21 protein-coding genes are annotated in these 21708 nt (G+C 65.1%); 17 read left to right on the top strand and 4 right to left on the bottom strand.

Translation table 11 applies throughout. The features are described 5' to 3' along the window. The first annotated feature begins 131 nt into the window (after window positions 1-131). The 15 genes from HLH29_RS14225 to HLH29_RS14295 all read left to right on the top strand — a co-directional run bounded on the left by HLH29_RS14225 (window position 132) and on the right by HLH29_RS14295 (window position 14077). Window positions 132-785, top strand: coding sequence for a cytochrome c3 family protein (locus HLH29_RS14225; protein WP_182967951.1), 654 nt, complete (start codon window positions 132-134; stop codon window positions 783-785). After that, on the top strand, window positions 773-3619 hold the full coding sequence (locus tag HLH29_RS14230) for a 4Fe-4S dicluster domain-containing protein (protein ID WP_182967953.1): 2847 nt from the start codon (window positions 773-775) through the stop codon (window positions 3617-3619). Before HLH29_RS14225 ends, HLH29_RS14230 begins: the two co-directional genes overlap by 13 nt. Continuing rightward, a complete protein-coding gene (nrfD, locus tag HLH29_RS14235; protein WP_182967955.1) occupies window positions 3616-4965 on the top strand; it encodes an NrfD/PsrC family molybdoenzyme membrane anchor subunit in 1350 nt (449 codons plus the stop codon). The genes HLH29_RS14230 and nrfD overlap by 4 nt, the downstream gene beginning before the upstream one ends. Then, on the top strand, window positions 4962-5462 hold the full coding sequence (locus tag HLH29_RS14240; RefSeq protein ID WP_182967958.1) for a DUF3341 domain-containing protein: 501 nt from the start codon (window positions 4962-4964) through the stop codon (window positions 5460-5462). Before nrfD ends, HLH29_RS14240 begins: the two co-directional genes overlap by 4 nt. Next, window positions 5459-5944, top strand: a complete 486-nt coding sequence (locus tag HLH29_RS14245; protein ID WP_220791526.1) for a c-type cytochrome — start codon at window positions 5459-5461, stop codon at window positions 5942-5944. Before HLH29_RS14240 ends, HLH29_RS14245 begins: the two co-directional genes overlap by 4 nt. After that, window positions 5941-6981, top strand: a complete 1041-nt coding sequence (locus tag HLH29_RS14250; protein ID WP_182967960.1) for a hypothetical protein — start codon at window positions 5941-5943, stop codon at window positions 6979-6981. The genes HLH29_RS14245 and HLH29_RS14250 overlap by 4 nt, the downstream gene beginning before the upstream one ends. Continuing rightward, the gene (locus HLH29_RS14255; protein WP_182967962.1) at window positions 6974-7354 is read left to right on the top strand and encodes a hypothetical protein; all 381 of its coding nucleotides are present in this window, start codon (window positions 6974-6976) and stop codon (window positions 7352-7354) included. Before HLH29_RS14250 ends, HLH29_RS14255 begins: the two co-directional genes overlap by 8 nt. Continuing rightward, window positions 7351-8118, top strand: coding sequence for a thioredoxin domain-containing protein (locus HLH29_RS14260; RefSeq protein ID WP_182967964.1), 768 nt, complete (start codon window positions 7351-7353; stop codon window positions 8116-8118). The genes HLH29_RS14255 and HLH29_RS14260 overlap by 4 nt, the downstream gene beginning before the upstream one ends. Continuing rightward, window positions 8115-9080, top strand: a complete 966-nt coding sequence (gene coxB / locus HLH29_RS14265) for a cytochrome c oxidase subunit II (protein WP_182967966.1) — start codon at window positions 8115-8117, stop codon at window positions 9078-9080. Before HLH29_RS14260 ends, coxB begins: the two co-directional genes overlap by 4 nt. Window positions 9081-9085: 5 nt before the next feature. Next, entirely contained in the window at window positions 9086-10717 is a 1632-nt protein-coding gene (locus tag HLH29_RS14270; RefSeq protein ID WP_182967968.1) for a cytochrome c oxidase subunit I, read from the top strand. Further along, window positions 10710-11357, top strand: coding sequence for a cytochrome c oxidase subunit 3 (locus HLH29_RS14275; RefSeq protein WP_182967970.1), 648 nt, complete (start codon window positions 10710-10712; stop codon window positions 11355-11357). Before HLH29_RS14270 ends, HLH29_RS14275 begins: the two co-directional genes overlap by 8 nt. Further along, window positions 11357-11677 carry a hypothetical protein gene (locus HLH29_RS14280; RefSeq protein WP_246374267.1) on the top strand — a complete coding sequence of 107 codons (321 nt, stop codon included), beginning with the start codon at window positions 11357-11359 and terminating at the stop codon, window positions 11675-11677. The genes HLH29_RS14275 and HLH29_RS14280 overlap by 1 nt, the downstream gene beginning before the upstream one ends. Window positions 11678-11755: 78 nt before the next feature. After that, window positions 11756-12583 (top strand): UDP-2,3-diacylglucosamine diphosphatase, encoded by an 828-nt coding sequence (locus HLH29_RS14285; RefSeq protein ID WP_182967972.1) that lies wholly within the window; start codon window positions 11756-11758, stop codon window positions 12581-12583. A gap of 57 nt (window positions 12584-12640) precedes the next feature. Next, a complete protein-coding gene (locus HLH29_RS14290; RefSeq protein ID WP_182967990.1) occupies window positions 12641-13675 on the top strand; it encodes a glycosyltransferase family 4 protein in 1035 nt (344 codons plus the stop codon). Window positions 13676-13798: 123 nt separating this feature from the next. Continuing rightward, window positions 13799-14077 (top strand): hypothetical protein, encoded by a 279-nt coding sequence (locus HLH29_RS14295; RefSeq protein ID WP_182967992.1) that lies wholly within the window; start codon window positions 13799-13801, stop codon window positions 14075-14077. 12 nt (window positions 14078-14089) lie between these two features. On the opposite strand, the gene HLH29_RS14300 is transcribed toward HLH29_RS14295, so the two are convergent. The 4 genes from HLH29_RS14300 to HLH29_RS19915 all read right to left on the bottom strand — a co-directional run bounded on the left by HLH29_RS14300 (window position 14090) and on the right by HLH29_RS19915 (window position 17388). Further along, on the bottom strand, window positions 14090-15916 hold the full coding sequence (locus tag HLH29_RS14300) for an amidohydrolase (RefSeq protein WP_338030251.1): 1827 nt from the start codon (window positions 15914-15916) through the stop codon (window positions 14090-14092). 99 nt (window positions 15917-16015) lie between these two features. Then, window positions 16016-16255, bottom strand: coding sequence for a hypothetical protein (locus HLH29_RS14305; protein WP_182967974.1), 240 nt, complete (start codon window positions 16253-16255; stop codon window positions 16016-16018). 658 nt (window positions 16256-16913) lie between these two features. Further along, window positions 16914-17105 (bottom strand): SH3 domain-containing protein, encoded by a 192-nt coding sequence (locus HLH29_RS19680; RefSeq protein ID WP_182967976.1) that lies wholly within the window; start codon window positions 17103-17105, stop codon window positions 16914-16916. Window positions 17106-17253: 148 nt separating this feature from the next. Continuing rightward, on the bottom strand, window positions 17254-17388 hold the full coding sequence (locus tag HLH29_RS19915; protein ID WP_275943789.1) for a hypothetical protein: 135 nt from the start codon (window positions 17386-17388) through the stop codon (window positions 17254-17256). Between the two features lie 201 nt (window positions 17389-17589). Between HLH29_RS19915 and HLH29_RS14315 the strand changes: the two genes are divergently transcribed. Together HLH29_RS14315 and HLH29_RS14320 are read left to right on the top strand one after the other, a co-directional pair. Further along, entirely contained in the window at window positions 17590-17784 is a 195-nt protein-coding gene (locus HLH29_RS14315; RefSeq protein ID WP_182967978.1) for a hypothetical protein, read from the top strand. A gap of 813 nt (window positions 17785-18597) precedes the next feature. After that, window positions 18598-21180, top strand: coding sequence for an EAL domain-containing protein (locus HLH29_RS14320; protein WP_182967980.1), 2583 nt, complete (start codon window positions 18598-18600; stop codon window positions 21178-21180). Window positions 21181-21708 lie beyond the last annotated feature (528 nt).

A 21708-nucleotide genomic window follows, 5' to 3' on the forward strand; every position in this document is an offset into this window, starting at 1 on the left:
ACGGGGGATTTGAACGGCTGACGTCAGTCACCGCGACGTGATGGGATCGTTCTTTGCTTCGGATGCGTTCGAGGCAGGAACGATGCCCGGGCGGATCGGGCCGCCTCGGTCTGCAAGGTGGAACATGGCTGATGGCGGCGGTATTCAGTCCACGCGCCAACGTCATCGTCGCGGTGGCGATGCTGGGGGCCGTGGGTGCCGTCGTGGGGCTGTGCCTGTGGTGGTTTGCATGGCCACGGTCGGATTATGTCCGGCATGTCGGGTGGGCGATCCAGCAGCCGGTTCCTTTCAGCCACCAGCATCATGTTGCGGGACTGGGGATCGATTGCCGGTTCTGCCACAGCAGCGTTGAGCGTAGCGCGCAGGCCAGCCTGCCGCCGACTTTCACCTGCATGACGTGCCATTCGCAGATCTGGACCAATGCCGCCCTGCTGGCGCCGGTTCGCGACAGCCTGACGGAAGACCGGCCGATCGTCTGGGCGCGGGTGACGGATGTGCCGGATTACGTTTATTTCAACCATAGCATCCATGTTTCCAAAGGGGTTGGGTGCGAGAGCTGTCACGGCGACGTGGCGCGCATGCCTCTGACGTTTAAAGCCAGGACGCTGACGATGCAGTTCTGTCTGGACTGCCATCGCAATCCGGGGCCGAACCTGCGTCCGCTTGCGCATGTCTATGACATGGACTGGCATCCGGACCATGCGACGCCGCCTCCGGCGGAACTGATACGTACCTATCATATCGGCGGGCGGAACCTGACGGAGTGCTCACTATGCCATCGCTAGAGGGGCTGCCGGGCGACGAAGAGGACTGGATCAGGCGCTTTCCGCAATTGGCGCAGGCGCTGGCGCATCCGCTGGACCGGCGGCGGACGCTGAAGCTGCTGGCCCTGGCATTGGCCGGCGGCGGGCTGGCGGGGTGCGACCCGGGGACGCCGGATCGCGGCTTCGTCTCGGCCGTGAGGGCGGCGCCGGGGGTGGTACCGGGCGTGCCCAACATCTATGCCAGTGCCCATGTGCGCGATGGCTATGCCAACGGCATTCTCGTGACCCACCAGATGGGGCGGCCGATCAAGGTGGAAGGCAATCCCGGGCATCCGTCCAGCCTGGGGGCCACCGATCTGTTCGCGCAGGCCGCGATCCAGGATTTCTATGACCCCGACCGGGCCAGCGGACCGTTGCGTGACGGGATGCCCGCCGCGTGGCAGGAGGTGACGACCGTTCTTCAGGCCCTGCGCGCGAGGCCGGGTGGGGCGGGCACCTCGGGTGGGGCGGGTTTGCGCATCCTGACCGGGACGGTGACCTCGCCTACGCTGGGGGCGGCGATCGATGCGCTGCTGGCGGCCCATCCCGGTGCCATCTGGCATCGCTGGGATGCCATCGGGCGGGAGGCGGTAAGGCAGGGCGCGGCCATGGCCTATGGGCGCCCGGCGATGGTGATTCCGGATCTGCGGCAGGTCGATGTGGCGCTGGCGGTGGAGAGCGACCTGCTGGACAGCGCGCCCGGGCATCTGCGCCATGCGCGGGCTTTCGCCGGGCGGCGCAATCCGGTGCTGGGGGACATGAGCCGCCTGTATGCCGTGGAACCGACGCCCAGCCTGACGGGGGTGGCGGCCGACCATCGCTTCATCGCGGCGCCTGGTGCCTGTGAGGAGATCATCGGGCGTCTGGCTGCGGCTCTGCTACACAATGAGGAACCATCGGGCGGTCCGGATTGGCTGGGGGCGGTGGTGGCCGATCTGCGCGCGCATCGCGGGCGGGCGTTGGTTCATCTCGGCCCTGATTACGGGGCACCGGCCCATGCTGCGATTCATGCGATGAACGAGGCGCTGGGTGGGCGGGGCAAGGTGTTCGATGTTTTCGAACCACCTGAATATCGCTCGGTGCAGCCCGTTTCCACCTTGTCGGACCTGATGGACGATATGGAAAAGGGGCGAGTGCGCGCGCTGCTGATCCTGGAGGTGAATCCGGTCTATCAGGTGCCGCGTTTTGGGGCGGTGCTGCCGCGCATTCCTCTCAGCATCGCGCTGGCGGATCGGCCGCATGAGACGGCGCGGGCGGCGCGGTGGCATGTTCCGCTGGCGCATGGGTTCGAGGAGTGGGGCGATGCGCGTGCCGATGATGGTACGGCGACGATCCTCCAGCCGCAGGCGATGCCGCTCTATGGCGGAACCAGCGCCGCGACCATCCTGCGCTTCTGTGCCGGAGAGGTTGGCCGCCCGGCGCGGGAACTGGTGCGGCAGGTCTGGCGGGAGCGTCTGGCGTCGGAACGCGACTGGCGGGCGGCGCTGGCTGCCGGGGTTATCCCCGGTACGGCCAGCGCGCGCCTCGATGCGGCGATTTCGCCCGTCATGCCGCCTGTTTCGCCCCGTGGGGCAGCATCCGGGGATCTGACGTTGCTGCTGCGGCCCGACCCGCATCTGTGGGATGGGCGTGAGGCGAATAATCCCTGGTTGCAGGAATTGCCTCGGCCGCTCAGCAAGAGTGTCTGGGGTAATCCGCTGCTGATTCCGCCGGATCTGGCGCGATCAATGGACTTGCGCAACGGGGATGAAATCGTGTTGTCGGTGGGCGCGCGCCGGGCCGTGCTGCCGGTCTGGGTGCAGCCGGGGCAGGTATCGGGCTGTGTCGTCGGGCTGCTGGGATCGGGGCGACGGCATGCCGGGGAAACGGGGAATGGGGTCGGTACCGACTTGTATCCGCTGCGAGATGCCGTGGGGCCGGTGCGGATTGCTGCTACCGGCCGCAGGGTCGACGTGGCCTGCACGGAACATCATGCCACCGTGGTTGCCGATACGCCTTCCGACATCGTGCGGCATGGCACGCTGGCGCGGTTTCGGCAGGAGCCGGGATTTCTCGGTACCGCGCAGGATCATCCGGTATCCGAAGCGGCCCTGTACCGGCGGGACCCCGGCGCGCCGGTGGCGTGGGGCATGAGCATCGACCTGAATGCCTGTACCGGCTGCAATGCCTGCATGATTGCCTGTCAGGCGGAGAATAATGTGCCGGTGGTGGGGCGGGACGAGGTGTTGCGCCAGCGCGAGATGCACTGGCTGCGGATCGATCGTGCCTATGAAGGAACGCCGGATGCCCCGGACACGTTCTTCCAGCCGATGCTCTGCATGCATTGCGAACAGGCGCCGTGCGAAACGGTCTGCCCCGTCGGTGCCACGATGCATGATTCGGAGGGCCTGAACGTGATGGTCTACAACCGATGCGTCGGCACGAAATTCTGTTCCAACAATTGTCCTTACAAGGTCAGGCGATTCAACTACTTCGCTTTTGCCGAGCAGGAACGCCGGCCGCCGATCAGCCGTAATCCGGACGTTTCGGTGCGCGCGCGGGGGGTGATGGAGAAATGCACCTTCTGCGTGCAGCGGATTGCGCAGGCACGGATTGCGGCCGACCGGGACGGTGTGGCGGAACAGGTGGTGACGGCCTGTCAGGCGGCCTGTCCTACGCAGGCCATTACCTTCGGCGACATCAACGATCCCGATGCAGCCGTCAGGCATCGCAAGGCCAGTCCGCTGACTTATGGTGTGCTGCCGGAGCAGGGCACGCATCCGCGCGTGACGTATGAGGCGCGCATCCGCAACCCCAATCCGGCTTTCGAATCATGAGCGGCCCGGCCGTTATTGCCGCCGGCGAGACCGCGCAATCGGTGACCGAGCGCATCTGTGCGGTGACGCTGCGGGAGGGGGCACGTCCCTGGACGCCGCTATGGTGGTGGGTGGCCTTTGCAGTCTCGCTGGGGCTGCTGGGGACGGGCGTGATTTCGGTCGCGTGGCTGTTCTATGCCGGGTTGGGTATCTGGGGCATCGACTGGCCGGTGGTCTGGGGCCTGGATATTCTCAATTACGTCTGGTGGATCGCCATTGCTTCGGGCGGCACGTTTATCTCCGCGCTGTTCTTCCTGCTGGGGGTGGAATGGCGCACGGCGCTGAATCGGCTGGCGGAAAGTCTGACACTATGCGCGGCGCTGTGTGCTGCGATCTTTCCTATCCTGCATCTGGGGCGGCCGTGGTTTTTCTACTGGCTGTTTCCCTATCCGAACACGATGGGGCTGTGGGCGCAGTTCCGCAGTCCGTTGGCGTGGGATTTTTTTGCGATCCTGACTTATGTTTTCGCCTCGATCCTGTTCTGGTATTTCGGCCTACTGCCGGATCTGGCGACCTTGCGCGATCGTGCGGGTCGGCCGGGGCAGCGTGTGTTCTATGGTGTGCTGGCGCTGGGTTTTCGCGGATCGGGCCGGCAATGGCGGCATTATCGGGCGGTCTATGCCGTCATGGCCGCGCTGATGGCGCCGCTGGTGGTGTCGGTACACAGCATCGTGGGCATGGATTTCGCGGGGAGTGCTGGCACCGGCTGGCATTCCACGCAGTTTCCGCCCTTTTTCGTGTTCGGTGCGGCGCTGTCGGGGTTCGCCGTCGTGCTGGTGGCCATTCTGCCGCTGCGCGCGTTGCTGGGACTGCAGGCCTATGTGACGGCACGACATATCGATGTACTGGGCCGGCTGTTCCTGACCAGCTCGCTGTGTGTCGCCTATGCCTATCTCATGGACGCGTTTTCCACGTTCTACGGCTCGGACCCGGCGGAGCGGACGATGTTCGTCCTGCGTGTTTTCGGCCTGTATGCGCCGGTCTATTGGGGCACCATCATCCTGAATATCCTGTTGCCGCAATTGTTGTGGTGGCGCGCGGTGCGGATGACTGCGCCCCTGATCTGGCTGATCGGGCTGGGCGTGCTGGTGGGCATGTGGCTGGAGCGGTTCCAGATCATCGTGACCAGTCTGGCGCGGACGCAGATGCCCTCTTCCTGGGGGCAATATACGCCGACCATATGGGAATGGAGCCTGCTGTTCGGCACGATCGGGCTGTTCCTGACCACGTTCCTGCTGATCGTGCGGCTGATGCCGGTGGTGGCGATGGCGGAAATGCGTGCGATGCTGCGGGGAGGGGTCGGATGATCGTCGCCGCCTTCGCCACCGAAAAGGGGATGAGGGAGGCTGCCGCCGAAATGCGGCACGGCGATTGCGGTTTTGTCGAAACCTATATGGCGATGGAGCCTTGGGAGGCCGAGGTCGGCGTGAAGGGGGGCTCCGTCCTGCCGGCCGTCATGCTGGGCGGCGGGATCGTGGGCGGGTTGGGGGGCTTTCTGATGCAGGCCTATGCCACGACCGTCAGCTATCCGCAGAATATCGGCGGGCGGCCGGATCTGTCCTGGCCGTCCTATGTGCCGGCGACTTTCGAACTGGCGGTTCTGGGGGCGGTTGTCGCCGGTATGGCCGGGTTTCTGCTGCTGGCCGGGATGCCGCGCCTGTATGAGCCGGCCGATGAGGCTGATTGCATGCGCGGGGCCATGCTGGGGTCCTATGTGCTGGTCGTGCGGCCGGCTGACAGTGCGGAGGCGCGGCGGGTGCTGGCTCGTCATGCCCCGATCGGGATCAAGGAGGTAGCGGAATGATGCCGCGTCCCGCCATCGCCCTTGGATTTGCTGCCGCGCTGGTGCTGCTTGCCGGCTGTGACGACATGACGAAGCAGAAGAAGCAGAACCCGTATGCCAGTCGTGCGACTGCGCCAGGCGAGGTTCCGGCCGGCACGGTGGCGTATGGCGAAATTTCCGCCCCGGTGCCGCCGGTGACGATGGCGCTGCTGGAGCGTGGACAGACCGAATATCACGTCTTCTGCGCGCCGTGCCATGCGGAGACCGGCGATGGGCACGGGATGATCGTGCAGCGCGGCTTTCCCGCGCCGCCGCCGCTGGCCGCGGAGCGTCCGCGGTTTGTCTATGATGTCATAACCAACGGTCGGGGCGTGATGTATGGTTTTGCCCAGCGGATCGCGCCGGAGGATCGCTGGGCCGTCGTTGCCTATGCGCATGCGTTGCAGCGCAGCCAGCATATGATGGTGACCGACCTGACGCCGGAACAGCGGATTGCGCCATGACCCAGATCCAGCTCCCCGGCGAAGGCGTTGCATGGGCCGTTGCCGCGCTGGCGGGGGTGGCGGTGCTGGCAGGGTTGGTGTGGATGCCTCATGCTGTCTATCGCCCTTGGCTGGGGGCGTGCGCGGCATGGCTGGGCTGGCCGTTGGGCAGCATGGCGTTGATGCTGACGCATGCGCTGACGGGCGGGCGTTGGGGCGAGATCCTGCGGCCTGCCCTGCGTGCCGGCGTGGCCACCCTGCCGCTGGGGCTGCCGGCGCTGGCGGTGCTGCTGGCCGGGGCGGGGGAGCTTTATCCCTGGCTGCATGGGGAGGGAGCGGCGCATGGCGCGAACCGGTTCTATCTGAACCCGCTCTTCGCCCTGCTGCGGATTGCCCTGTATGCCGGGATCTGGGGCATGCTGGGGGTGTTGTGCCTGCGTGGGCAGGGGCTGGCGCGTATTGCGCCGGCGGGGCTGATCCTGCTGGCCCTGACGTTCAGTTTCGCGTCCATCGATCTGACGGAATCGCTCGATCCGCACTTCAATTCCAGTGCCTACGGGCTGATTGCCTCCGCAGGCGCCGGCCTGCTGGCGCTGGCGCTGGCCATGCTGCTGGTGCTGCTGGCGGGTGCTCCGCAGGCCGACCGGATCGTGCTGCGCGAACTGGCCCGGCTGTTGCTGGGGCTGACAGTGCTGTGGGCGTATCTGGATTTCATGCAGTTCCTGATCGTCTGGCAGTCCAATCTGCCGGTCGAGGCGGCGTGGTATGGCCGCCGCCTGCATGGCGGGTGGGGGAGCGTTGCGGTGGGGATCGTGCTGCTGCATTTCCTGCTGCCCTTTGCACTGCTGATGCTTGCGCCGTTGCAGGTTCGGCGCCTGGTCGTGCTGGGTGCGGCGGGGCTGCTGGTGGCCATGGAGGTCGTGCGCAATCTGTGGCTGGTGTTGCCGGGGCAGGCGTCGGTTTCGGTGCTGCTGACGCTGGCGTCGCTCCTGCTTTTTGGGGCAGCGGGGGCGGCGCTTGGTATTCGCGCGATGCAGCGTGAGGTGCGCCATGCCTGATGGTCCCGCCCCGCCTTTTTCCCGCCCCCGGCATGAGGCCCGGGACGTTGCCCTGCGCCCTGTCCTGGCCGTTGGCCTTGGGGTGGGCGTGGCGTTGGTGATGCTGGCGGTGGTGGCCAATCTCCTGTTTCCGCAGCACCGGCTGGACAGGCTGATGGCCGCGCCTCTGCCGCCGATGGCAGCACCCGCGCTGCAAAGCGATCCACCGGCCGACATGGCGGCCTTTCGTGCGGCGGACATGGCGCGGTTGAACGGGTTCGGCTGGGTCGATCGCGCGCATGGGGTGGCGCATGTGCCGATCGGGCAGGCGATGCGGCAGGTGGCACGTGAGGGGATTCCAGACTGGCCTGCCGGCGGGGCGGAGCAGCCATGATCGGGCGGGCCATCCTGGCGGCGCTGGTTCTGACGGTCTCCATGCCGGCATGGGCGGGCACGATGCGGGATCTGGCCTTCACCCAGCGGCAGGGGGCGTCTCTGCCGCTGGATGCACGCTTTACCGACACGGCAGGGCGCAATTTGCCGCTGGGGGCGTTTGTCGGCGGTCATCCGGCGATCCTGTCGATCGGCTATTATGCGTGCCCCAATCTATGCGCGCTGGAACGCGAGGACCTGCTGCATGCGCTGGATGGCAGCGGGCTGAAGACGCCTGACGATTACACGCTGATCGTCGTCAGTATCGACCCCGCCGAAACCGTTGCGCTGGCGCGTCAGGCCCGGGAGGACGATCTGGGCCGCCATGCCCCACCGGGTGCGGAGCGGGGCTGGCACTTCCTGGTTGGAGAGGGGCCGTCGATCCGGCGGCTGGCGGATGCGGTAGGGTTCCATGCGCGCTACGATCCGGGGCTGAAGCAGTATCTGCACCCGATGGGGCTGGTGTTCACGACACCGGCCGGGATGGTTTCGGGCTATGTGCTGGGGGTGGGCTACCGCTCTGGCGATGTGCGCCAGGCCGTGATGCAGGCGGCGGCGGGGCAGCGGGCCGAGGCGTCACCCGTGCTGCTGCTGTGCTTTCATTACGATGCGGCCACCGGGCGCTACACGCTGGCCGTTCGCAAGCTGCTGCAACTGGGCGCGCTGATGACGGTGCTGGCCCTGGGGACCATGCTGGGCATGGCGCATTGGCGGAGGGTGCGATGATCTGGCTGCCCGAAGCTTCGGCCCATGCCATGCGGATCGATATCCTGCTGGCCGGTCTAGTGATCATCAGCCTGGCGGTGCTGGGGCTGGTGTTCGGGCTGATGGTGCTGAACGTGCTGCGCTTTCGCGCCGGCCGGACGACGGCCATCGCGCGGGCTATCGCCGAACATAAGAGCTGGGGGTTCGAGATCGCCTGGACCTCGGCAACGCTGCTGATCTTCTTCGGCCTGTTTTTGTGGGCGACGCAGCTCTATGTCGTGGGCTTTCGGCCGCCGGCCGATGCGATCCAGATCTATGTCACCGGCAAGCAATGGATGTGGAAGATCCAGTATCCGGGTGGCCAGCGCGAGATCAACGCGCTGCATGTGCCGGCGGGCCGGCCGGTCCAGCTTCTGCTGACATCGGAAGACGTGATCCATGACTTCTCGATCCCGGCGCTGCGGATCAAGCATGATGTGCTGCCGGGCCGGTACCAGAGCCTGTGGTTCACGGCGACGCAGACCGGATCGTTTCGTCTTTATTGCACGCAGTTCTGCGGACTGGGCCATTCCCGCATGACCGCCACGCTGACGGTCATGAATGCCACGGATTATGCCGGCTGGCTGAACAGCGCCCGGGCCAGTGGCAGTCTGGCGACAGTGGGGGAGGCGCTGTTCATCCGCAGCGGTTGCAGCGGCTGTCATGCCTCCAGCCGCTATGCCCCGGATGCGGGGGATACCAGCCGGGCGCCGTCGATGGTCGGGCTGTACGGCAGCCGCGTGGCGCTGGCGGATGGGCGGGCGATCTTAGCCGATGCGGCCTTTCTGCATGATTCGATTCTTGATCCGCCCCGCAGGCAGGGTGCGTCGTTCGCGACCGAAATGCCGTCCTTTCGCGGCGTGCTGACCGAGGACGATCTGGCCGCGCTGGTCGCCTATCTGCAGACCCTCTCGCCCACCCTTCCTCCAGAAGCAGGGAATTGAATGCGATGTCGGAAAGCTATCTCTGGCAGGACGGCACCCTGCGATCATGGCTGCTGACACGCGACCACAAGCGGATCGCGCTGCTCTATCTGGGGTCGATCACCGCCTTCTTCGCGCTGGGGAGCGTCGGCGCGGCGCTGATCCGGCTGCAATTGCTGGAACCTACCGGAACCATCCTGTCCGATGCGACCTATAACCGGATGTTCACCATGCATGGCGTGGTGATGGTCTGGCTGTTCCTGGTGCCGTCGATCCCGGTCACGCTGGGCAATTTTCTGGTGCCGCTGATGCTTGGTGCGCGCGATCTCGCCTTTCCGCGCCTCAATCTTCTGAGTTGGTACCTGTTCGTGGCGTCGGGGCTGCTGGTGCTCTACGGCCTCTTCCGGGGCGGGCTGGAGACCGGGTGGACCTTCTATACCCCGCTTTCCTCGGACTATAGCGAGGGCAGGGTGCTGCCTGTCGTGCTGGGTATCTTCCTCAACGGGTTTTCCTCGATCGCCACCGGGGTGAATTTCATCGTCAGCATCCATCAACTGCGGGCGCCGGGGATGACGTGGTACCGGCTGCCGCTGATGCTGTGGGCGCTGTATGCCACCAGCGTCATCTTCGTGCTGGCGACGCCGGTCCTGGGCATTACGCTGCTGCTGCTGGCGTTCGAGCGGCTGTTCCGGGTGGGGGTGTTCGATCCGACACTGGGTGGCGATCCGCTGCTGTTCCAGCAGATGTTCTGGTTCTACTCCCATCCCGCCGTCTACATCATGATCCTGCCCGGCATGGGGGTGGTCAGCGAGATCGTCAGTACCTTCTGTCGCAAACCCGTTTTTGGCTATCGCTTCGTGGCGTGGTCCTCGGTCTCGATTGCGGCGATCGGGTTCATCGTGTGGGGGCACCACATGTTTGTGGCCGGGGAATCGCTTTATTCCGCGATCGTCTTTTCGATGTTCAGTTTCTTTGTCTCGGTTCCGTCGGCCATCAAGGTCTTCAACTGGCTGGGGACGATGCATGGCGGGTCCATCCGGCTGGATGCGCCGATGCTGTATGCGATGGGCTTTATCGGCCTGTTCACCGTGGGGGGGCTGACCGGGCTGTTCCTGGCGTCTCTGGCCGCCGACGTGCATCTGACGCAGACCTATTTCGTGGTCGCGCATTTTCACTACATCATGGTCGGCGGCATGGTGTCGGCCTATTTCGGCGGGCTGCATTACTGGTGGCCCAAGATCACCGGGCGGATGTATCCCGAAATCTGGGGACGGCTGGCCGCCGCCCTGATCTTCTTCGGCTTCAACCTGACCTTTTTTCCGCAATTCATCCTGGGCTTCGAAGGCATGCCGCGCCGCTATGCCACCTATCCCGCGCAGTTCCAGATCCTGAACGTACTGTCCTCGGCCGGGGCGGGTATTCTGGCCGTCGCTTATGTGATGCCGCTGGTCTATTTCGGCTGGTCGCTGTTTCGCGGCGCCCGGGCGCCCGACAATCCTTGGGGGGCGACGGGGCTGGAATGGCGGACCTCCTCGCCGCCGCCCACCGAAAATTTCGCCGAGACGCCGGTCGTGACCACCGATGCCTATGATTACGGGGACATGGATGCCCGTAGCGGCGTGGCGGATGCGGGAGGGGGAGGGCCGCATCATGTCTGACGGGTCGGTGCTGGACCACCATTCCCCTTATGAGACACCGCTGCATCGCGACGAGAGCGCGATTGCCGGCATGTGGCTGTTCCTGGCCAGCGAGGCGTTGCTGTTCGGCGGCCTGTTTCTGGTCTGCCTGGTCTATTCGCAGACCCGTGCCGGGGGATGGGCCGAGGGCGTGCGCCATACGAACCTGACGATCGGGGCGGTCAACACGCTGATCCTGATCACCAGCAGCGCGGTTTATACGCTGGCGGTCGAGGCGGGTAGGCGCGGTGACAATCGCGGCGTGGTTCGGGCCGGACTCGGCGCCGCGGGGTTGGGCCTGGCGTTCCTGGTCCTGAAGGGTGTCGAATGGGGGCAGGAATTCAGCGAGAACCTGTTTCCCGGGCCGCATTTCGCCCTTCATGGTCCGGCGTCCGGGGCGGCTGCACTGTTCTACAGCTTCTATTTCCTGGCGACCTTCCTGCATGGCATGCACATGGTGGTCGGGATCGGGTTGATCCTGTGGATCTGCCGCAGGGCCCGTCAGGGGGCGTTCAGTCCGGCATGGAGCACGCCCGTCGATGTCGTGGGGCTGTATTGGAGCTTCGTCGATCTGATCTGGATGCTGCTGTTCCCGCTGCTCTATCTGATCGGGCGGGCGTGATGGCGCGCATCGCGGCCTGCTGGGGGATGCTGGTCCTGCTGCTGGCGGCGGAGTTGGCGGCCACGTGGGCAGGTTACGGTATTGCAGTCTGTGTGGTGGCGGTGCTGATGGTTCTGGTCATCGTACTGGGTTTCATGCAGATCCTGCGCGGGCCGCCGCTTGCGATCATCTTCGCGCTTGGCGGACTGTTCTGGCTGACGATTCTGCTGGCGCTGGGCAGCCTGGACAGTTTTACCCGCACGACCGTTCCGGTGCCTGGGGGCGCCCTGGATGGTCCTGCCTTGCCTGACCGCGCGGCCGTTCCGAAGGCGAGCGGATAGTTTCATGAAAGATACACGAAAGAAATAGTCGGATGCGGCTAGAGAGGGCACATCCTTCATCAGGGTATGCCGCTTGCGATGAACGTGATTCTGAACGATCGACTTGCATCCGCCAGTTATCGGACCGTCTTTGTTTCGGACGTCCATCTGGGAACGCGCGATTGCCGTGCCGACCTGCTGGCGGAATTCCTGCGCAATCTGACCTGTCAGCGTCTGTATCTGGTCGGCGATATCATCGACGGCTGGAAGCTGAAGCGCTCGTGGTTCTGGAACAGTCATCATGACGATGTGCTGAACCTGATCCTGCGCATGGGACGCAGCGGGACCGAGATCATCTATATTCCCGGCAATCATGACGAGATGTTCCGCCGCTGGCTGCCGCACGAGCTGGAAGTTGCCGGCATCCGCCTGTGTGGCGAGGCCGAGCATGTGACCGCGACCGGCCGGAAGTTCCTGGTCCTGCATGGAGACGAATTCGACAGCGTGGTGCGCTATGCCCCCTTCCTGGCGATGCTGGGGGACCGGGCCTATACGCTGGCGCTGGTCGTCAACCGCTGGTTCAACCTGGCGCGGCGGCGGCTGGGGCTGCCCTATCGCTCGCTGTCGCAATGGCTGAAGCGGCAGGTGAAGAGCGCGGTCATGGCCATCGACCGGTTCGAGACCGCCGTGGCGGACGAGGCGCGGCGCCGGGGCATGGACGGGGTGATCTGCGGCCATATCCATCATGCCGTGATCAAGGATCTGGACGGCGTGCTGTACATGAATGATGGCGACTGGGTCGAAAGTTGCAGCGCGCTGGTGGAACATCACGACGGCAGCATGGAACTTCTGGACGTAACCGATGTCCGAAACCGGTTTCCGGCACCTGCGCCGCTGGCGTCGCCGCTGTTTGCCGCCGGTGCCTGAGTGACGGACGGCGTGGCTGCCGCTGTCGAACGGCAGGAGGACACGGCGGAGGGCTCCCTGCGCATCCTGATGGTCAGCGATGCGTGGTATCCGCAGGTCAACGGCGTGGTGCGCACCGTCTCGCGCCTGCGGGACGCGCTGGAAGCGATGGGGCATACGGTCGAGATCATCGGCCCGCATCTATTCCGCACCGTGCCGTGCCCGACCTATCCCGAGATCCGGCTGTGCATTCTGCCCGGCCGCCTGCTGGACCGGCTGATCGAAGCCTTTCGGCCCGATGCGATCCATATCGTGACCGAAGGGCCGCTTGGCCTGGCCGCGCGTCGCTGGGCGATCCGCCATGGGCGGTGCTTCACCTCGTCATTCCATACGCGTTTTCCGGAATATATCCGCGCCCGTATCGGGTTCTCGACGCCGCTGCCCTATCGATTCCTGCGCTGGTTCCATGGTGCGGCGGCGTTGACGCTGGTGCCGACGGCCAGCCTTCTCGAAGATCTGCGCGAGCGGGACTTCGCGCATCTGGAATGCTGGACCCGGGGTGTCGATGCCGACCGGTTCCACCCTGATGCCGCCGCGGTCGACTGGCACGTTCGGTATGACATACGCGGTCCGTACCTGCTCTATGTCGGACGGGTGGCGGTGGAGAAGAATCTGGAGGCGTTCCTGTCGCTGGATCTTCCCGGCACCCGGATCGTGGTGGGGGACGGGCCGGATCGGGTGGCTCTGGCCGCGCGCTATCCGGACGTGCTGTTTACCGGCTATCTGACCGGTGCGGATCTGGCGGCGGCCTATGCGGCCAGCGACGTGTTCGTCTTTCCCAGCCTGACCGACACGTTCGGGCTGGTGATTCTGGAAGCGCTGGCCTGCGGAGTGCCGGTTGCGGCCTTCGACGTGACCGGGCCGCGCGATATTCTGCCGCCGGGCGTGTCGGCGGTGGGTGCGATCGGGCCGGACCTGCGGCGCAATATCCTGGCCGCGCTGCGGGGAGATCGTGCCGCCTGCCGGGCTCATGCCGCCCGGTTCACCTGGGAGGCCTGTGCGCGCATGTTCCTCGATGCCCTTACGCGCGCGCAGAATATGTCCGCGCGTTGAACGGCTGACCGGGCGGGGCGTTTCCGGTTACGGCGGTTCGACGGGATGGACCGACGGCCGAAAACACCGTAACGGGGCCGGGCGCCGGGGATGACCCCGGCTCTGCCAGGAAGGGAAATCGTCATGGAGGGCGTCATTGCCGTTGTTACGGGCCTGCTTCTGAGCCTGTTCGGCCTGATCCTGACGGCGGTTGCCGCGATCGAGAATCTGGCGCGGCAGGTCCTTGCCGGTATGGGCATCCGGGGCGAACTGCAGACGGCGCTTCTGATCATTCTGCTGGTCAGCCTGGCGATCGGTGCCTTCCGCCTGTTCGGGGGCGTGTTCGCCGTTCTGATCGGGCTGGTGCTGATGCTGATCCTGCTGCACGCCCTGCTGGTGACAGCGGGCGTGCCGGTGCATTGACTTGGCCCTGGCCTATCTGACGGGTGGGCTGAAGGTTCCGGTACTGTAGACGATGCGGCCACCGACCATGGTGAGCAGGACCCGGGTGCCGGCGATCTGCTCGGCCGGGATGGTGGCGATGTCGCGGTCCAGGATGATGAGGTCGGCGAATTTTCCCGGTTCGAGCGAGCCGGCGACCGGGTCGGAACGAAGCTCATAATTCGCATTGATGGTGATGGCGCGCATCACGCTGGCGCGCGACAGGCCCGGTTCCGCGCCGAGTGGCTTGCCGTATTGCGCGCCGGCGGCGGGCGCGTTGGTGCGGGTGACGCCGACCTTGAGCGCGAACCATTCGTCGAGCGGGTCGACCGGCCAGTCGCTGCCATAGGTGATGCGGGCGCCGGCCTTCTCGAGCTGCGAGGCGGGTTCGAGATACGGGGCGCGGTCGGGGCCGATATAGGGCAGTACGCCCTCGGTGGTGTCCGGAGCCTGTTTTTCCCACTGGAAGGACAGGACGGGGGTGGCGTTCAGCGCGCGGTAGCGGGGCATGTCGGCGGGATCGACCATTTCGTCATGCGCGATCGCCGGACGGAAATCGTTGGCGGGGAGCGCCTTGCGCGTAGCTGCGATGGCGTCGAGCGCCAGGCGGACGGCGCCGTCGCCATCGGCATGCATGTGCGGGTCGAAGCCTGCCGTGACGAGGGCCTTCAGCAGTGGGCTGAGGGTTTCCAGCGGGAAGTAGGGGGCGGGTCCCTTCGACGGGCCGGGTTGCCAGTCCGGATGGTCCTTCGTTCCCTTGTTGACCAGATAAGGGGCGAGCAGAAGTCCGGTCTGGGATGGGGCGGTGATGACGCCATCCATGAACAGCTTGACGTTGCGTACCGTGATGGAAGGGGCGGGGGTGAGGGGCCCCTGGTCATAGCGGGCGCGAATGGTGGTCAGGCGCTTGATGTTGCCCGTGATATCCTTGCCCTGCGCGGGCTCGATCACGGGTGCGAAATGGGCGCGGACGGTCAGTTTGCCCTGTTTTTGCAGGGCGGTGAACGAATCCAGATCTTCGGGCTGGGCCCAGGCGTCGAGAAAGCCGGTGATGCCCTGGGCGCGCATGGCGGCGAGGGCTGCTGATGCTGCCGCGATATTTTCCTGCGTGGTTGGGTGCGGCAGCACGGTCATGACCAGATCCAGCGCCGTGTCCTCGAGGATACCGGTTGGCTGTCCGTCCGGGCCATGGATGATCTGGCCGCCGGTGGGGGCAGGCGTCGCTTTGGTGATGCCGGCGCGCCGGAGGGCGGCGCTGTTGGCCAGCAGTGAATGGCCGAAGGAAGAGAGGACGATGATGGGACGCGTGCTGTCGATGGAATCGAGCGCGGCTTTCGTCATCCGCAGGCCGGCGGGCTGCATCGCCTCCTGGAACCAGTTGCGGACGACCAGCCAGCCGGACGCGGTGCGGTAGGCGGGGTTGGCGGCGCAGGCGCGAATGCGGGCGATGAACAGGTCGGCGGTCAGCGGAAGATAGTCCAGCGAACAGCCGATCAGGTTCTGGCCACCCACCAGCGGATGCATGTGGCCGTCGGTCAGGCCCGGCATGACCATATGGCCCTTGAGGTCGATGGTCTTCGTATGGGCATCGGCGTGGGCCGGTGCATCGGCGCTGGAGCCGGTCCAGACTACCCTTCCGTCACGGATGGCCAGGGCTTCGGTCGTCCTGTCGTCATGATCGACGGTGCGGATGGTGCCGTTGGTCAGCAGGATATCGGCCGGGGGGGGCGGGGCGGCAAGCGTGGTATGGGCCGCGAGGAGAGAGGAGGCGGCAAGAAGGAGCGAGGCGCGGCGCATGGCAATCCGGACGGCTGTGGACACGATGTCCTGCCATGAAGATGCGGAGGTTGCGATGTGTCAATGAGAACGACGCCGGGGCACCGCGCGAGGTTCTCGTGGAGGGGCTGCGGGATTGTGCGTCTATCGCTGTCGGCGGAAGGCGACGCGGCGGGACAGGCCCGCCGACATCTGGCGCATCGAGGCGACATAGCCGGGCCATGACAGGGAGCGATTGCCTGTCCAGCGCTGCCGGTCGGCGCGACGGGCCCGTGGGCTCTGTGTCAGGCATATGCCCTGATGGTGGTCGGCGGAGGCGGACTGCCTGGTGCCGATCCAGTCACGGACCAGGATATGTCCGATGATGCCGGCTGCGTGTGTCATCGACATGGTCCTCCTGTCCAGGATACCGGGCGTTGAACCCGGAGAGATCAGCGAAGTTCAGACACAAACCCGAGACTTGTCCGCCATGATGGTCACCGGGGCCCCTGTCATGGCCGCCATGGCCATCATGCCCACGGTCGCCGCCGGGGGGACCTCCGTGGGGCATGTCGGCATGGGGCATGCCGCCGCCCCGATGATCACCGCCCCTGTTATCGCCACCGCGCGCATTGCCGGGTCTGCCGCCGGGGAAGCCCCCTCCGCGACGGTCGCCCGGCGGCGGGCCGCCTCGGCCACTCCATCCGGGCCCAGGTCCTCCGGGACCTGCTCCCCTGGGGCCGTTGCCCGGTCCGCCGTAACCGCTGCCTGGTCCGGGTCTTCCGGGACCGGCGCCCCAGCGTCTGTCAGGACCCCCGCCCGGTCCCCGGCCGCGGATGTCCTCTCCGCGACCACGGCCACCGCCCCAGCGATCGTAACTGGAGAACCATGGGCGATCGCGATAATGCGCGCCCCAGTAATGACCGAAGGCGAAACCGATCAGGGGCAGACCTATCATGGGGCCATATTCGCTCAATGGTCCCGGCGATCCGTCATACAGGATCTGCACCCGGTCGGAGGGGGCCCAGCCGCGATAGGGGCCTCCGGCCACGTCGCACCATCCTCAGCCCGGCTGGCATCCGAAAATTTCGATGGGGGCGCCCGGCGGCAATGCCCCGACGATGGGATAGGCCGGTGATGGGCCGGCGAAAATGTCCGTGCCGCCGACGACCATGCCGGGAGCCGCCAACGCCGGCCCCGCAAGGCCGACACCCGCGAGGAATGCGGACAGGATGATCTTTGTCCTTATCGTCATCGTCTTTCGGCCCCGCGCGGCGCAACGGGCGCGTCGATACACCCGTGACCATGCATCATGTCCTGCCAGACTGAGCATGTTTCCCGGAAAAGAAAAGCCCTGCTGCGACGGTCCCGGCGCCGTGTTGTCGGACCGTGCCGTCATTTCCTTACCAAGCCTGTCCGAACAGCAGGACGCCCGCATAGAACATGACAAGAGCGACGATCCCGCCGACCATGACGGTCCAGTAACCGATCGAGCGGGGTGGCGTGGCGGAGATGCCGCGTGTGATGGTATGGGCCATGACTGCCTCCTTTTTCGAGGGTCGTTCTTACCCGTCTGCCCGTTGCTGGACGTGGGATGTGTCATCGCGAGAACAAGGCGTGTCGCATGATCACATCCCCACGATCCACCCGAGGGATGATCCCGATAGGGGATTTGCTTGTCCGGTGCCGGGCAACGCTGGCATGCTGGCGGCCTTCCGCTGCGATAAGGATGTTTTCACATGCGCTTGCACCTGTTTCTTTCGAGCCTGGTCGTCGTCACCCTGATCGGCGTGTCGGCTCCGGTTTCCGCCGCCGCGCCGTGTCGGGATGCCAAGGGCAAGTTTACGACCTGTCCCAAGCCGAAGCCCGCCAAATGCCGTGACGAAAAAGGGCGTTACGCCAAATGCCCGGCCCAGGGCGCCGGCCCGGGCTGACTGGGCGGGGTGTCGTTTCCGATTTTGCCCGGCATCGCCGCTTCCGCCAGGGTGACCAGTCTGGGGCGGGATCTTCCTGTCGGCCAACCTTTCCCGCATTTTCTTGAGACTCTGCCTTTCGGCATGTGATCGGTTCGGCGGGCAACGCGGTGTTCACTGACGGGATCGTTGCCGCCTGTCCGGGGTGAGGTCGGTCATTTCAGGTGAAAGCGCGCGGTGGTCGGCTTACGGGGGCCGTCGTCGGGACAATGCCATGGAACTGTTTTTTGGTGTGTCTTTTTAAGACTGTAGGGGAAAATAAGACTATACTAGATTGTTTTGGTTTTGTTACTATACGATCGGGGTTGCGAGTAGACATATTTTGACACAATGAATGTGTGTTGGTGTCCGGATGGTTTCGGGTTTTTGGGCGTGCGCGACCTCGCACCGGGCTGCCAATTCCTGACCGGCAGGAGGGCCGTAGAATGTTGGACCCTCTCCATGGGACAGGAAGCGAACATTGGAACCGGCGTCATGAGTGCAGTTCTGCAACAATATGATAAAATGAGCGGCTCCGAATCTCCATGTCCGCTCGGCGGCCTGTACGCCAAAGTGACTTAGGGTGTATTGAGTTATATCATGTTACATTTTTACTTGCTGAATGGCAGGTATGTGTAGAAAGTGTGCGGATATGACCTGTCGAACATTGCGGACGGCCAGCGGTATGGAATAAGAAAAATCCAGATATCGGGTCAGGTGGGCTGACCGTCGCTATCGTCTCCAAGCAGTCCTGAATGTCCTGCGTGAGGTGATTGCAGGGTGGAGAATTGATTCATGAGGGAGCCGGCGTTGCACAATGGGCCGTCATCTCTTTCGTCGGTTCTGAATGCGCTGGCCGACGGCGTGATCATGGTCGATGACAGAGGCATGGTGGTTTTCGCCAACGACGCGTCCGTGGCGATGTGCGGCGGAGGGGCTGATTCGTGGGTGGGGCGGCCGGTGCGCGACATGGTGCCTGCGCTGGACCTGATATCTGGTCCGGTACCCCATGAAGTGCCTCTCTTCCGGCCCGGCTGCCCGGTTCGTTGGCTGGAAGCGGTCGTCGCGCGTGGCGACGCATCTGACGGTGCGGCATGGATCGTCACGCTGCGTGATGTGAGCGTGGAGGTCGGTCGGCGTGAGGCCGGGGAACTCTGTTCCACCGTCGTCAATCGGACCGACCGGGGTGTGATGGTCCTCGATGGGCTGGACCGGATCACCTACGTCAATCCGGCCTTCAAGCACCTGCTGGGCTATCGTCCGGAAGACGTGCTGCTGCGGGATGTCTCGGTCGTCCTGTCGGCGGAAGAGGCCGACATACCGGTCCTGCGCGAGTTCCGGTACAATCTGCGGAACCGAAAGGCATTCGAGATCGACCTGCGGGCGCGGTCGCGCGGGGGACGCGAAATCTGGCTGAGCACGGCCGTGAGCCCGGTACGTGATGATGGCGCGGCGGATGGCGATGTCATCGTCCTTCTGGCCGACAAGACCCGGGCGATGGAATTGCAGAGCCTGCGGCAGGACGTGACGACGGCCCTGAGCAGCGCGACGGACTTCAATGACGTCATGGCGCTGATCTGCAAGAGGGTCGAGGCGATTTTGCCGGATGTCCTGATGTCGGTCCTGCTGGTGACGGAAGAGGGCACGGCCTGGATGGCGGGCCGGGGCGCGATGCCGGAATCGTTTGCATCGGGTTTTGATGGAATGAGCGTCGGCCCGATGGTGGGGACCTGCGGGGCGGCGATCTATTCGGGCCATGAGGTCTTGGCCCCCGATATCGAGACCGATCCGCGCTGGACGCCTGCATTGCGCGACAAGGTGCGCCCGCTGGGGATATGCGCCAACTGGTCGATACCGGTGCGCCTGCGTGACGGCACCGTGGCTGGGGCGCTGGCCTTGTATTTTTTCGACCGGCGGGAGCCGACGCTGTGGCATCGCCGGGTTGTGGAGGCCTGCATCCATTTCTGCACGCTTGCGGTCGAGCAGGAGCGCGCGCGGGTGCGAATCGCGCAGCTGGCGCATTACGACGCGGTGACCGGTCTGCCCAACCGGACGTGGCTTCGCGAGCATCTCGCAAGTCTGCAGGACAGGCCGGGCTGGTGCGGCCTGACGCTGATCGCGATTGACCTCGATCAGTTCAGGACGATTCGTGACGGGCTGGGTGGCGCGGGGGCAGACGAACTGCTGGAGACGGTCGCCCAGCGGCTGAAACGCGCGGTGGGGCAGGACGGTATCCTGACCCGTACCGGCGAAGACGAGTTTTCAATCGTGACCGGGTGTGGCCGCACCCCGATGGGGCCGGGCTGTTGCGTGGACCGGGACGGGTTCATCGCGGTCGATCATGCGTCAGTGGTTGCGGGTGCCATCCTGCGTGGCATGGCGCTTCCGTTTGTCATCAACGGCTTGCCGGTTACGTCGGGCGTCAGCATCGGCATCTGTGCCGGCGGTGAAAAAGGCGGCACCGTCGATACGTTGCTGCGTAATACCCGGATTGCGGTTTCCCGCGCGCGGGATGCGGGTGGGAACTGCTACCGCTTCTTCAGTCCGGCGATGAACCAGCGGGCCCATGACCGCGTCATTCTGGGTAGTGCGCTGAGGACCGCGCTGGCGTCCGATCGGCTGCGGCTGGTGTACCAGCCCCAGGTTTCGCCGCATACGGGTGCCATCCATGGGGTGGAGGCGCTGGCGCGCTGGCATGACCCGGTGCGCGGCGATATCTCGCCGGTGCGCTTTATCCCGCTGGCCGAGGAAACCGGCCTTATCCAGGCGCTGGGGGAATGGGCGCTCCGCCAAGCCTGCCGCCAGATGGCACGCTGGATGGTGGAAGGGATCGGGATTCCGTCGGTGTCGGTCAATCTGTCCGCGCGGCATTTCCGGGAGCCCGGCCTGCCGTCGATGATTGCGGCCATCCTGCAGGAGACCGGCATTCCGGCCAACCGCCTGATGGTGGAAATGACCGAGAGCACGATGATCGCCGATCTGGACAGCACGATCCAGGCGGCGCGTGCCATCCGGACCCTGGGGGTCGGCCTGTCGATGGACGATTTCGGCACCGGTTTTTCCACGCTGGCCAATCTCGTCAACCTGCCGCTGAATGAAGTGAAGATCGATCGCAGCTTCGTGGACGGATTGAATCGGGTCGATGAGAGCCGTCTGATCGTGAACGCCGTCCTTGGTATCGGCCGCAATCTGGGTATGTCGATCGTGGCCGAGGGGGTCGAGACGAAGCAGCAGCTTGAGCTTCTGGACGAGCTGGGATGCCCGGTGGTGCAGGGATTCCTGATTTCCCATCCGCTGGAGGTCGAGCATCTGCCGGGTTGGGTGCGTACGTGGCAGCAATCCTATCCGGCCTCGCTGGCGCGGCTGCCCGCGGCGTAGCCAGGTTGCATGGCCGGGGGCGACGTGCATCCGCTTCGGTCGCCGGCGGGGTGAGTTCGCACGCCGGGCGCCAGCTTCGTACGAACATGACGGGCCGTGACTGCCGGATTGCCGCGCGTTGTTTCCTGCGATCCTGATGGCATTGTACGGCGGGGCGAAAAGGCGCCGCACGGGTGATGTTCGCCGCGTTTCTGCTCTCCACCGATATTTCTGAAGTATCCTCTCATCGAGAGGGTGCGGGATGTCATAAAAACTTAATTGCCCTTCCGATCCTGTTCGATTGAAGCCCGAGGGGGCGAAATGTATTGGAGGAACGGATTAAGGACGGCATCGGGAATAAATGGATGCAGCGGATGCCGCGATCCCGGGACATGGTTCCGGTGAGACAAACCACAAACACGGAAATCGGTGACCGCCTGTTCGCGGGGCTGGTGCGTCTGTCGGGTTGGCTGATCCTTGGCCTGCTGGGTGGGTTGATCGCGGTTCTGGCGTGGGGCGGGCTTTCGGCGTGGTCGGCGTTTGGTCCTG

This window comes from Gluconacetobacter tumulicola (genome assembly GCF_014174215.1).
Classification (GTDB): domain Bacteria; phylum Pseudomonadota; class Alphaproteobacteria; order Acetobacterales; family Acetobacteraceae; genus Gluconacetobacter; species Gluconacetobacter tumulicola.